This window comes from Mesorhizobium sp. M1312, assembly GCF_040318115.1.
Taxonomy (GTDB): domain Bacteria; phylum Pseudomonadota; class Alphaproteobacteria; order Rhizobiales; family Rhizobiaceae; genus Mesorhizobium.
This window is the reverse complement of the sequence record NZ_JAMYLQ010000002.1, coordinates 142,783-155,103: the sequence shown is the minus strand read 5'-3', so window position 1 is coordinate 155,103 and position 12,321 is coordinate 142,783. Positions and strand designations below refer to the sequence as shown.

The window sequence follows — 12,321 nt, the reverse complement described above, 5'->3', positions numbered from 1 at the left end:
ATGAGATACATCGTCTTCATTCTGTTCACGGTCATGACCAATGCCGCTGCGCAGCTCATGCTGAAGCAAGGCATGATGTCGCTCGGTCCGATCTCCTTCGAGGGCACCAATCCGTTGCTGAATCTATTGCAGATTGTCTTCAGCCCTTGGGTTTTCCTCGGCCTGTGCACCTTTGTCATCTCGATGGCGTCGCACCTCTATGTGCTGTCGAAGGTCGAGCTTAGCTTCGCCTATCCGTTCCTCAGTCTCGCCTATGTCGCGGTTGCGGTCTTCGCCTATTTCATCTTCCGCGAAGACCTCAATGCCTGGCGTGTCGCCGGCATCGCTTTCATCTGCGTCGGCACGGTGCTGATCGCCCAAAGTGGCCGGGACTTGGGTGATCAGGGACACGAGGGCGAGACCGCTTCCGTTTCCCCCGACAAGATACACACCAGCGGGGTCGTTCGATGAGACATGTGATCTTTGGCGGCGACGGTTTCGTCGGCCGCCACCTTGCCCCGAAACTTCTGACCGACGGCGAGGAGGTGGTCGTCGCCGACATCGCCAGGAGCGACCTGCCGCATTACCGTTCGGTCCGATATGTCAGGTGCGACGTCACCGATCCGGCCTCGGTCGCTTCGGTCGGGCTGAAGGCCGACGACATGGTCTACAATCTGTCAGCGAAAATGCTGTCGCCGATCCAGGTGCGCGCCAAGCGCCACGAGTTCTTCTTTCCGGTGAATTTCCACGGCACCGAGCACATCATGCAGGCGATGGACAGAGCCGGCGCGCCCAAGCTCGTCCATTACACGACCGACATGATCTACGGCCACACGGTCACCCAACCGATGACCGAGGAGCACCCGGTCGCGCCGCTCGGCGAATATGGCTGGTCGAAGCAGAAGACCGAGGAACTGGCCGCAGAATGGCGCAAGCGCGGCATGTCGATCTCGCTATTCCGGCCGCGCCTGATCATCGGCCCCGGCCGCCTCGGCGTCCTCGAAAAGCTGTTCAAGCTGATCGACTGGAACCTTCCGGTGCCGATGATCGGCTCGGGCAGGAACCCCTATCAGTTCATCTCGGTGTTCGACTGCGCTGAGGCGGCGCGCGCTGCCTGGAAGGCTGGAGTGCCTGATGAGGCCTATAATCTCGGCTCGCTCAACCCGCCGCCGGTCAGGAAATTGCTCGGCGACCTGATCAGGCACGCCGGTTCAAACTCGATCCTGATCCCCACACCGGGCTGGGCGGTCAAGCGCACGCTCGACCTGCTCGACCTCTTGAACATGCCGATCATGGATCCGGAGCAGTATCTGATCGCCGACGAGGATTGCGTGCTCGACGTGTCCAAGGCCGAACGCCAGCTCGGCTGGGTGCCGCAATATCGTGACGAGGACATGCTGATCGCCGCCTTCAGCGAATACCGCGCCAAGAAAGACGGTCATGCCGTCGCCGCCAAACATGTGCCCGCCGAATGAAGGGCCAGCAGGAGACTCTCGAGATGACCGTCATGACCAAGCCAGATCACACGACTGCGCGCGCCACGGTCAGTGCGCCGACGCTTTCGCCCGCCACCACCGCCAAGCCTGATCTGATCAGCGTCGAGCAGGCCAAGGAAATGGACGTCGCGCGCATGACCGACCTGTTCAAGGCGCATCTCAACCCCGGCCAGCTGCATTTCATGAAGCTGCTCGGCTTCCACAAGATCAAGATCGAGCGCGCCGAAGGCATGTTCTACATCGACCAGAACGGCCGCAGGATCCTGGATTTTTTCGGCGGCTTCGGCTCGCTGGCCTTCGGCCACAATCATCCGCGCCTTCTCGATGCGCGTAAAAAGTTCCAGGACGAGAAGCGGCAGGAGATCGCCATCGCCTTCATGTCGCAATATGCGGCCGCCCTGGCGCACAATCTCGCCAAATGCTCGCCCGGCGACCTCGACATGGTGTTTCTGGGCTCGTCCGGCTCGGAAGCCATGGAGGCGGCGGTGAAGCTCGCCGAGCGCGCCGCGGGCCCGAAGCGGCCGAAAATCGTCTATGCCGAGAATTCCTTCCACGGCAAGACCAAGGGCGTGCTGGCGATCACCGACGGCGCGCTCTACCGCGCCGACTTCAAGGTCGCCGACAACGTCGTGCGCATCCCGTTCGCCGACATCGAAGCGGTCGAGCGCACGTTCCGCTCTGACCCGGAGATCGGCGTCATCGTGCTCGAAACCATCCAGGGTGGTGGCGGCATTATCCAGGCGCCTGCCGAATACTGGCAGAAGCTGCGTGCGCTGTGCGACCAGTACGGTGTGCTGTGGGTCGCCGATGAAGTGCAGTGCGGCTATGGCCGCTCCGGCCGCTTCTATGCCTTCGAGCATTACGGCGTCGTTCCTGATGTGACGGCGCTGGCAAAATCGCTCGGCGGCGGCAAGGCCGCGGTCGGCGCGATGATCGCCAGGCGCGAGATCTACATGAAGGCCTATGGCACGCCGAAGACGGCGATGATCCACGCCATGGCCACCTTCGGCGGCATGGGCGAGGCCTGCGTCACCTCGATCGAGGCGCTCAACGTGCTTTACGACGACGGGCTGATCGACAACGCCGCCGTGACCGGCGACTACCTCCTGCAACGCCTGCAGGCGCTGAGGGAGAAATATCCGAAGATCATCAAGGAGGTCCGCGGCAAAGGCTTGATGGTCGGGCTGGAGTTCCGCGACTTTTCGCAGACCCTGCCGATGGTGCTGCGGCCGGTGGTCAGCGTGCTCGACGAGAAGCTGAAGGGATCCTTGTCCGGTTTCGTTGGAGCGCTGCTGCTGCGCGACTACGACGTGCTCATTGCCTTCACCGAGTACAACCGCAACGTCATCCGTCTCGAACCGCCGCTGATCTGCCAGCGCGAACATGTCGACCGCTTTGTCGAGGCGCTCGACAGCCTGTTGTCGCGCGGCATCGTGTCGATCGTGAAGGATTTCGTCAAAAGCCAGGTCCGCTAGCCAGGTCCGCTGAGCGAAACCATGCTGACCAAATCTCCCGTTCCGACAAACCTGCTCGACCGGCTCACCGAGGCCGGTCTGGCATGGGGCGAGGGCACCTATGCGCGTCTTGCCGCGCCGATCGGAGCGGCGAGCTTTGTGCTCTACATCCTGTTGGCCGCCGTGACGGCATGGTTCATGCCCGACGCCAATTGGGACATGCTGCCCTATCTGGCGATCGCCGAGGAGGGCACCTATCGCGATGTGCAGGTGCTGCACGACTATGCCTATGGCACGGTTAGGGACGGTGTGTCGGCGAGCGACTACAAGACACTGATCGATGATGGCGGCGGCTTCCGCAGCCATATGGCCGGAAATGCCGTCGACTTCCATTCGTTGCTCGGCATGTATCGGGTCAAGTTCCTCTACGCCGAGATCCTTTCGATAATGAGTTCGGTGATGTCGCCAGTCGAGGCGATGCGGCTGTTACAGGTATTGTCGGTGCTGCTGTTCGGCGCGATCGCGCTGCTCTGGCTGCGGTCCGAAGGCGCGCTGGCGCTGGCGCCGGTCGCCGGCGCGGTGCTGATGATGGCTGAATTCGGCGACGCGGCGCGCGCCGCGACGCCGGATCTGCTGTGCTCGGCGCTGTTCCTCGGCGGGCTTTTTGCCTATGTGCGCGGTCGCGAGGTGGCCACCGCAATACTGCTCTTCCTCGCCTTCATGGCGCGGCCCGACAACATCGTCTTTCTTGCCGTCTTCGCCATGTTGCTGGTCGCCTTCCAAAGGCGTGGGGCGCGCTGGCCGGCTTCGCCGCTTCCCTGGCCGCCTATTTCGCCATCTCGCATTGGGCGCAGCATCCCGGCTGGTGGCCGCATCTGTGGTTCTCCAGCATCGAGCAGCACTACAATATGGACGGCTTCGATCCGCCGTTCTCGGCTGCCGCCTATCTCCGGGCTTTTGCCGCCTCCCTGGTCCGCGCCATCAGCCTGAACAGCTGGGTCGGCATCTCGGTGCTGGCGCTGGCGGGGTGGTATGCAGCCAGTCGCGCCGGCTTCAAGCTCGACCGCCGCGCCGGCATCCTGTTTGCGGCATTGGTGCTCGGAGTGCTGGCGAAGTTCGCCGTCTTCCCGATCCACGACACCCGCATCTATTTTCCCAACCTAATCCCGCCGTTCCTGCTGCTCGCCAGCCCCTTGATGGCGCTGTGGGCGAACATCAAAGGGTGTCGCCCCGCAATGTTGCACCTCCCTCCTGTCGATAAACCATGAGTTCCGTCTCCAGCCTGGCGCGCATCATTTTCCCTTGAGGCAGCTGATCTCAAACTAGTTTCTGCGCATGATCCCAGCGAAAATCGGTTCCGATTTTTCGGGGGCATACGCCGGGGTCGCGCCGCACCTGCAGCGTGTCGCAAACAGGCGGTAGCACGATGGCCGTCGCCTGCATATTGTGCGCCGATCAAGCGGGCGCCTAGGCCCGCAGCAGCATTTTGGAGTCGCGGGCAATGGCAGGGTTTCCGGAAAAGGCGAAGGTCGTCATCGTCGGGCTGGGCGGCATTGTCGGTGCATCGGTCGCCCACCACCTGATCGAGCGCGGATGGGACGACATCGTCGGCATCGACAAATCAGGCATCCCGACCGATATCGGCTCGACAGCGCACGCCTCCGACTTCTGCTACACGACCAGCCATGATTTCCTGTCCTGCTGGACGACGCTCTACTCCATCGATTTCTACGAAAAGATGGGCCATTACGCCCGCATCGGCGGCCTTGAGGTCGCCCGCGTTGGCGACGACGCCCGCATGGAGGAGATCAAGCGCAAGATCGCCTCGGCAAAGGCTTTCGGCACGCGTGCCCGCCTGATCGAACCGGCCGAGATCAAGCTGAAGTTCCCGCTGATCGAAGAAGAGATGGTGCAGGGCGGCCTATGGGATCCCGATGCCGGTCTCGTCATCCCGCGCTCGCAAACGGTCGCCGGCAAGCTGGTCGACCAGGCGGAAGCCTCCGGCAAACTCAAGGCATTCGCGAACACGCCGGCCAGGTCGCTTATCGTCGAGAATGGTCGCATCAAGGGCGTGGTGACTGATCGCGGCACCGTCGAAGCCGATTACGTGATTGTGTGCGCGGGAATCTGGGGCCGGTTGATCTCGGAAATGGTGGGCGAGGACCTGCCGGTCATGCCGATCGACCATCCGCTCACCTTCTTCGGGCCGTGTACCGAGTTCGCCGGCACCGGCAAGGAGATCGGCTGGCCGCTGCTGCGCGACCAGGGCAACTCGGCTTACATGCGCGACACCGGCGATCCCAAAACCGCTGAAGGCGGGCAGATCGAGTGGGGCTATTACGAAGAGACCAATCCGCGCCTTTGCCATCCGCGCGACCTTCTGGAGAAGAACCAGGCGCGTCTTTCGCCCTCGCAGCGCGACCTCGACATGGAACAGATCCTGGCGCCGCTCGAGCGCGCCATGGAACTGACGCCGATCCTGGGCGAACTGGGCTACAATGAGAGCCATTCCTTCAACGGGCTTCTGCAGGTGACGGCAGACGGAGGCCCCTCCATGGGCGAGAGCCAGAAGGTGCGGGGCCTCTGGTATGCCGTCGCGATCTGGGTCAAGGACGGCCCCGGCATGGGCAAGCTCATCGCCGACTGGATGACGGACGGCCGGACGTCGATCGACCACCACGCCATCGACTATTCGCGCTTCTATCAGCACCAGACTCAAGAGCAGTTCATCTGGGACCGCTGCACCGAAACGGCGATGAAGGTCTACAACCCGGCGGTCCATCCGCGCGAGCCGTTCTCCAAGGCCCGCAACGTCCGCCGCTCACCGTTCTGGGAGCGAGAGAAGGAACTCGGCGGCTATTTCATGGAACTGGGCGGCTGGGAGCGCGCCCATGGCTATGCAGCCAACGAGCATTTGCTCGAGAAATACGGCAACCGGGTGCCAGTGCGCGAAAACGAGTGGGACAACCGCCATTTCTGGCGTGTCTCCAATGCCGAGCATCTCGCCATGAGCGAGGATTGCGGCATCGTCAATCTGTCGCATTTCGCCATGTACGACGTGGAGGGCCCGGATCATGTCGCGCTGATGGAATGGCTGTGCGCGGCCAAGATCGGCGGCGACGGCAATATCGGCAAAGGGATCTACACGCATTTCCTCGACGATGAAGGCATGGTGCGCGCCGACCTGACCGTCATCCGGATGGCCGATCGCTGCCGTGTCATCGACGGCGCCGATGCGGGCCCGCGCGACTTCCACTACATGCGGCGGACGGCAGAAGACAAAGGGTTCGACGTCACCATCACCGATGTGACTGAGAAGTACGTGACCGTCGGCATCTGGGGTCCGAACGCCCGGGCAACATTGAGCAAGGTAGTGGAAGAGCCGGATGGCCTGACGCCAGAGAATTTCCCCTTTGCGGCGATCAAGCCTGTCAGGATCGCCGGCAAGGACGTGACCGCTTTCCGCATCTCCTATGTCGGCGAGCAGGGCTGGGAACTGCACATGCGATACGAAGACGGCCTGGCCGTATGGGACGCATTGCGTTCGACCGGCGTGATGGCGTTTGGCGTCGAGACCTATGCCAACAGCCGCCGCATGGAGAAGAGCCTGCGCCTGCAGAATGCCGACCTTCTGACCGAGTACAATCTGCTGGAGGCCGATCTTGCCCGACCGAAGGTCAAGGAAGCTGATTTCAGCGGCAAGGCAAAGCATCTGGAATATCGCGCCCGCGCGCATCAGCCGGCCATGCTTTGCACGCTTGTCATGACGGACAATGTCGACCCCAAAGGGGTTGCCCGTTATCCCGTCGGCACGATGCCGGTGATGGACCCGCAAACGGGTGAGACGCTGGTCGACGAACTCGGCCGCCGGTCGTTCACGACCTCGATTGCCTACGGCCCGACCATCGGCAAGAACATTGCGCTCGCCTATCTGCCCTGGGCGTATTGCCAGGAGGGCCGCAAGCTGACTGTCGAACATTTCGGCGAGAAATACCCGGTCGAAGTGGCCGCTGTCGGCTACAGACCGCTCTACGATCCGGAGAACCTCAATCCACGCAGCTAAGCGCTGGTTATCTGCTTCCACAATGGACGGTGAGAGGCGGACTCGCAAAAATGTGAACGCAAAGACTTAAAGCGTGTCGCGTCTGAGGGGAGTCATGCGACGCGCTTTAAGTTCTTGTTTTTATGCATGTCGTTACCCCAAAACCGCTGCGCATTTTTGGGCGACATGTATTAGCCCGGCGCTGGGCTTTTCGCTTTGTGGCGCGACGATTATCGCTTACCTTGCGGCATGTCTGCTTTTCCTCGTGCAGGACATCTCCTTTCAGGCGCCGCTGCACTGGCGCTGATGCTGGGGCTGGCGCCGGAATCCCGCGCCGCCGAACCCGTCGACATCGAACTGGTGCTGGCGGTCGACGTTTCGCTGTCGATGTCGCCGGCGGAACTCGAAATCCAGCGGCGCGGCTATGTCGCGGCGCTGACGCACGACACGGTACTGCAGGCCATCGCTGATGGCGCCTATGGCAAGATTGCCGTCACCTATGTCGAATGGGCCGGCACGACCTGGCAGCATGTCATCGTGCCGTGGACGGTGATCGCCAATCGTGCCGACGCCGAGCGGGTGGTCGAACAGCTCTCCGCCCATGCGCCCAACAGCGCCCGGCGAACCTCGATTTCCGGTGCCTTGCAATTCGGCAGCGATCTCTTCGCCGAAAGCGGCTTTCAGGGCATCAAGCGCGTCATCGACATTTCAGGCGACGGCCCCAACAATCAAGGTGCTCCCGTCGACGTGGTTCGTGACGGGTTGGTCAAGCAAGGCATCACTATCAACGGCCTGCCGCTGATGACCCGGAACGGCTTCACCAGCGTCTACGACGTCAACTATCTCGACCGCTACTACACCGACTGCGTCATCGGTGGGCCCGGCGCGTTCATGATCCCGGTCAATGAGTGGACGCAGTTTCCCGAAGCGATCCGCCGCAAGCTGGTGCTCGAGCTTGCCGGGCCTGCCTCACAGCAATGGGCGGCGGAAGAAGCGGCGCATCCGCCGGTGGTGCTGGCGCAAGACATGCCGGCCACCGACTGTCAGGTCGGCGAGAAAATGTGGCGCGACCGAAGCTGGATGTTCGACAGCCGCTAGAGTGGCGAGCATTCCCCGCCGGCGGCCACACATTCAAGATATTGCCTTGTCTACGCGACCAGCAATTGCTTGCGATCGACGCGCTCCTGCTGCGGCGAGCGCGCATAGAGCTCGCGGTAGCATTTCGAGAAATGCGAGGCGGAGACGAAGCCGCAAGCGACTGCCACTTCGACCACCGGCATCGATGATTGGATCAGCAAGTGCCGGGCCCGGTCGAGGCGGATTTCCAGATAATAGCGGGCAGGGGATCGTCCCATTTCGGTGCGGAACAGGCGCTCGATCTGGCGGCGCGACAGGTCGACATGATCGGCGATCTCGATCAGCGACAGCGGCTCGGACAGGTTTGCTTCCATCAATTCGATGATGGTCAGCACTTTGGAGTTCTGCACGCCAAGGCGCGCACGCAGCGGCAGGCGCTGGCGATCGGTCGGGCTGCGTACGCGGTCCGTCAAAACCTGCTCGCACACCCGGTTGACGAGGTTGTCGTCGAAATCGTCGCCGATCAGCTTCAGCATCATGTCGAGCGCCGCGGTGCCGCCGGCGCAGGTGTAGATGTTCTGGTCGATTTCGAAAAGGTCGGCAAAGACATTGGCCTTCGGGAACGCCTCGGAAAAGCCCGGCAGGTTCTCCCAATGAATGGCGCAGCGCTTGTTGGACAACAGGCCGGCGGCGGCCAGTATATGTGCGCCAGTGCACAAGCCGCCGATGGCGACGCCGCGGTTGTATTCCTCGCGCAGCCAAGCGAAGGCCGATCTGTTCTGGTAGCGCTCGACATTGATGCCGCTGCAAACGACCGCCATGTTAGGCCGTTCGGGGCCGGACATCTTCTTGCGTTCATCCTCCAGCGAGGTGTTGACGGCGCATTCGACGCCGTTCGAGGCGCGCACCGGCTTGCCGTCGATGCTGGCGAGCCGCCAGCGGTAGGCCTCGTAGCCGAGCATCCGGTTGGCCGAGCGCAACGGATCGAGCGCCGTTGCAAAGGCGATCATGGTGAAATCGGGGACCAGGAAGAATACAAACGATCGCCTGATCGGATGATTTACGACGTTCACAGAGTTAACCCTCACGCTGCAATGGCGCGAACAGGATGTCGCGATCAGCATAGCGACATCAGGAAAAACCTTTCCTGTCAATCGGCTAGGCGGCAACGGAAGGACTTTATTTGCGACACGGGTCGCAAATGGGCAATCGCTATGCGGTGACGGATCCAACATGCCGCCGGATTAAGCAGGTATGCCGCATATGGTTGGCGCATGACAGAATACGCCGCCTCGGCAAAACCGAAGCGGCGCTGTGGTCAACTTCGAAGCAGCAGCAGTGAGCCGCTTGCGAGCTTGTCAGATCAGGCGACGAAGCCGAGGCGCGCGGCAGCCATGGCGCCGGTCTGGCCCGGCATGGTGTTGGCAAGGCGCTGGCGCTCCAGCGCGGTCGTCAGGTTCATTTCACGGCGTGAAAAAAGGCGGGCAAAAAGCTTCATCATCATCTCCATTCGGTTGCTCAGACGGGTCGCCTTCGCTTGATGGAGTGGGGCAGCTCGTTGGCTGGCGCTGATATAGGCTTACGTGAGGGGAAACTAAATCGCAAAAGCGAAGCACTTGATATGAAAAGCGACACCGAATGCGACAAATTTGGGCAACTGCCAAGATTTGTGATCACTTACAAGGCGTTAGCTCGAAATGTCGGCTGCTATGCAGCCTGTTCATATGCGCCATGCAACGGCGACATGGCTTCAAAAGACATTTGATTGCAAACAAAAAGGCCTGCCGGGCATGGTCCTACGCGGCAGGCCTTCAGCTTTGAATACACACGGAATACACACGATCTATTTTGCTCCACCAGCCCAGGATCCAACGCCGTAGCGCGTGCCGGTCTTGGTGTCGGCGGCTTCAGGCCAGCCGATATCCTTCTGCAGTTCGATCGGCAGAGAGCGGATTGCGCGTTCGGTCTGGTAGCGGGCGCGAGCCGCGCTGAATTCGGTCGCGATGCGGCCGATAGATGACAGGATGGACATTTCATTCTCCTTTACGTTGAGCCGGCAATTTGCCGGTCGCTCCGCATACGAAGCGCTACACCAGGTTTGTTTCAGCTTCATTTCGTGTCGATTGCAGGTCCGTTTCGGGTCGTTTCAAGGCCGCTTTCGATACGTGTGCCTTCGATGGAGTTGACTATCCCACCAAAGTGATGTTCAATCAAACGAAATGGAATGATAGTTTGCATCAGAAAAATTGAAGGTCGATCCCGATGAATGCCCCACTCAATCATCCGTTGCCGCTGCTCGATCTCGACGTCTTGCGCACCTTTGTGGCGATCGCCGAAACCGGCAGTTTCACCACCGCGGCCAATGCCGTCTTCCGCACGCCGTCGGCTGTTTCCATGCAGATCAAGAAGCTGGAGGACATTCTCGGTCGCTCGGTGTTCGCACGCGACGCGCGCTCAGTGACGCTGACCACGGATGGCGAGATGCTGCTCGGCTACGCCCGCCGGCTTCTGTCGATCAACCGCGAGGTGGTGTCGAAATTCATCATCCCCGACATTGTCGGGGTTGTGCGGCTCGGTTCGCCAGATGACTATGGCGAGCGCGTGCTGCCGCATGTGCTGAAGCGTTTTGCGCAGTCGCATCCCTCTATCGCGGTCGACGTGACCATCGACCAGAGCAGCAATCTGCGCCGGCGCATGGACGACCGGGCGCTCGACATCACGCTGCTCACCAATTCCTATAAGACCAGCGCGCTCGGCGCCGAGGTGCTGCTAACTGAACCGATCGTCTGGGCCGGCGCCAAGGGCGGCTGCGCGCATCTGCGCGAGCCATTGCCGGTCTCCTTGTGGGAAGAGGGCTGCGCCTGGCGGGCCGGGGCGCTCGAGGCGCTCGGCCGAGAGGGCCGCAATTATCGCGTCGCCTACATGAGCGCGCATACGGCCGGCCAGCGCGCGGCAATCATGTCCGACCTCGCGGTGGCGCCGCTGCCGAAATCATTCCTCGGCAGCGACATGGTCGAGCTCTGCCCGAAGGACGGCATGCCCGATATCGGCACCTACAATCTGGCCATGGTCGTGGCGCCGGACGCCAGCGCGCCGGTGAAGGCCGTCGCCGACCATATCCGCGCGACCTTCGAAGTGTTCAGGGAAACCGGGAAATTTTGATTCAGGATCGCAACGGCGTAGCCAGGTTGTGAGCGGTGACGCCGCGATCTGTCTTTTGCAGCGCCAATTCGCCGGCTTTGGCGTGATAGCTTTCGGTGTCGCTGGTTAAAAACGTCACGATGCTGTCCCGCGCGCGCCGAGCTTCTGGCATGTCGATCAGCGGCCAGACGTGGAACATGCCTGGCTCGTGCACGACCTCTATCTCCACACCGGCGGCACGGGCCTTTTGCGCGAAGATTAGGTTGTCGGGGGTCAGCATGTCACGCGAACCGGTCAGAAGCAGCGTTTTCGGCAACACAGAGAGGTCACCGTAAAGCGGACTGATGCGCCAGTCGCTGGGATCTATGCCGGCACTATAGAGCCGGACCGCCTCCAGCCCGCCAGGAATTCCCAACCAGGGGTCGTAGCGTTCTGCCTCGAACACTTCGGGGTTGGCGAGCGACACGTCGAGGCCGGGCGAAATCAGCACATGGCGCGACGGCAAGGGCAGGGAGGCTTCCGCGGCCATCATAGTCAGCACCACGGCCATGTTGCCGCCGGCGGAATCGCCCATGAAGACGATGTCCTGCGCTTCCGTTTCGTCGAGCATCTGACGGTAGACCTTGCCGACCATGCCGAACATGGCGTGGAAATCGTGTTCGGGAGCAATGGGATAGATCGGCACCGTGATGCCGAAGCCCAGCCGGTTGGCCATATCCGCGATCAGTCCCCAGTGATAGGGCGTGATTTGAAAGACATAGGCGCCGCCATGCAGGTAGAGGATTCGCTTTCGCTCGCCGGTCTTTGGCGCGATCTCATACACGGGAAAGCCGTCCACGCTGCGAGTCGCGATCTCGAAACGCGATCGCAGCGATGCGGGCGGCTGATGGTTCTCCGTCTTGCGCGCGTAGGCAATCCAGCGCTGCAGGTTTTCCGGGCTGGAGAATGCTTTCTTGCGGCTATACCTGAGCACGAAGGAAACGACGTGGCTTTTGAAACTGGGCATGCGGACACACGGACTTCGGCTGAGCCGACTAAGAGAAACCCTCGCTATCGAAAATCGTGCCTTCGCTCGGAATGTCAAGATTTGCGCTGAGACAACACGGCGGTGTGATCTGGCTGGCAATCAAGG

10 protein-coding genes and 1 pseudogene are annotated in these 12,321 nt (G+C 61.5%); 7 read left to right on the top strand and 4 right to left on the bottom strand.

Going from position 1 to position 12,321, the window contains the following annotated elements; all coding sequences use genetic code 11:
* From NKH36_RS03460 to NKH36_RS03435, 6 genes and pseudogenes are all read left to right on the top strand, one after another.
* Positions 1-450 (top strand): EamA family transporter, encoded by a 450-nt coding sequence (locus NKH36_RS03460; protein ID WP_352960060.1) that lies wholly within the window; start codon positions 1-3, stop codon positions 448-450.
* Positions 447-1,454 (top strand): NAD-dependent epimerase/dehydratase family protein, encoded by a 1,008-nt coding sequence (locus NKH36_RS03455; RefSeq protein WP_352960058.1) that lies wholly within the window; start codon positions 447-449, stop codon positions 1,452-1,454. Before NKH36_RS03460 ends, NKH36_RS03455 begins: the two co-directional genes overlap by 4 nt.
* 23 nt (positions 1,455-1,477) lie before the next feature.
* Complete coding sequence (locus NKH36_RS03450) at positions 1,478-2,950, top strand: aspartate aminotransferase family protein (RefSeq protein ID WP_352960056.1); 1,473 nt, start codon at positions 1,478-1,480, stop codon at positions 2,948-2,950.
* Positions 2,951-2,971: 21 nt separating this feature from the next.
* A pseudogene (locus NKH36_RS03445) lies at positions 2,972-4,197 on the top strand (hypothetical protein).
* 233 nt (positions 4,198-4,430) lie between these two features.
* A complete protein-coding gene (locus NKH36_RS03440; protein ID WP_352960054.1) occupies positions 4,431-6,992 on the top strand; it encodes a GcvT family protein in 2,562 nt (853 codons plus the stop codon).
* 228 nt (positions 6,993-7,220) lie between these two features.
* Positions 7,221-8,069, top strand: a complete 849-nt coding sequence (locus NKH36_RS03435) for a DUF1194 domain-containing protein (RefSeq protein ID WP_352960052.1) — start codon at positions 7,221-7,223, stop codon at positions 8,067-8,069.
* Positions 8,070-8,119: 50 nt separating this feature from the next.
* On the opposite strand, the gene NKH36_RS03430 is transcribed toward NKH36_RS03435, so the two are convergent.
* The 3 genes from NKH36_RS03430 to NKH36_RS03420 form a co-directional block, all read right to left on the bottom strand.
* Positions 8,120-9,121 (bottom strand): GlxA family transcriptional regulator, encoded by a 1,002-nt coding sequence (locus tag NKH36_RS03430; RefSeq protein WP_029351952.1) that lies wholly within the window; start codon positions 9,119-9,121, stop codon positions 8,120-8,122.
* A gap of 290 nt (positions 9,122-9,411) precedes the next feature.
* Positions 9,412-9,546, bottom strand: coding sequence for a hypothetical protein (locus NKH36_RS03425; protein ID WP_352960050.1), 135 nt, complete (start codon positions 9,544-9,546; stop codon positions 9,412-9,414).
* A gap of 345 nt (positions 9,547-9,891) precedes the next feature.
* The gene (locus NKH36_RS03420; RefSeq protein ID WP_029351950.1) at positions 9,892-10,080 is read right to left on the bottom strand and encodes a hypothetical protein; all 189 of its coding nucleotides are present in this window, start codon (positions 10,078-10,080) and stop codon (positions 9,892-9,894) included.
* Positions 10,081-10,310: 230 nt separating this feature from the next.
* Here NKH36_RS03420 and NKH36_RS03415 point away from each other — a divergent pair, with 230 nt between their 5' ends.
* Positions 10,311-11,210 (top strand): LysR substrate-binding domain-containing protein, encoded by a 900-nt coding sequence (locus tag NKH36_RS03415; protein WP_029351948.1) that lies wholly within the window; start codon positions 10,311-10,313, stop codon positions 11,208-11,210.
* 1 nt (position 11,211) lies between these two features.
* On the opposite strand, the gene NKH36_RS03410 is transcribed toward NKH36_RS03415, so the two are convergent.
* Positions 11,212-12,195, bottom strand: coding sequence for an alpha/beta hydrolase (locus NKH36_RS03410; RefSeq protein ID WP_352960048.1), 984 nt, complete (start codon positions 12,193-12,195; stop codon positions 11,212-11,214).
* Between the last annotated feature and the right edge of the window lie 126 nt (positions 12,196-12,321).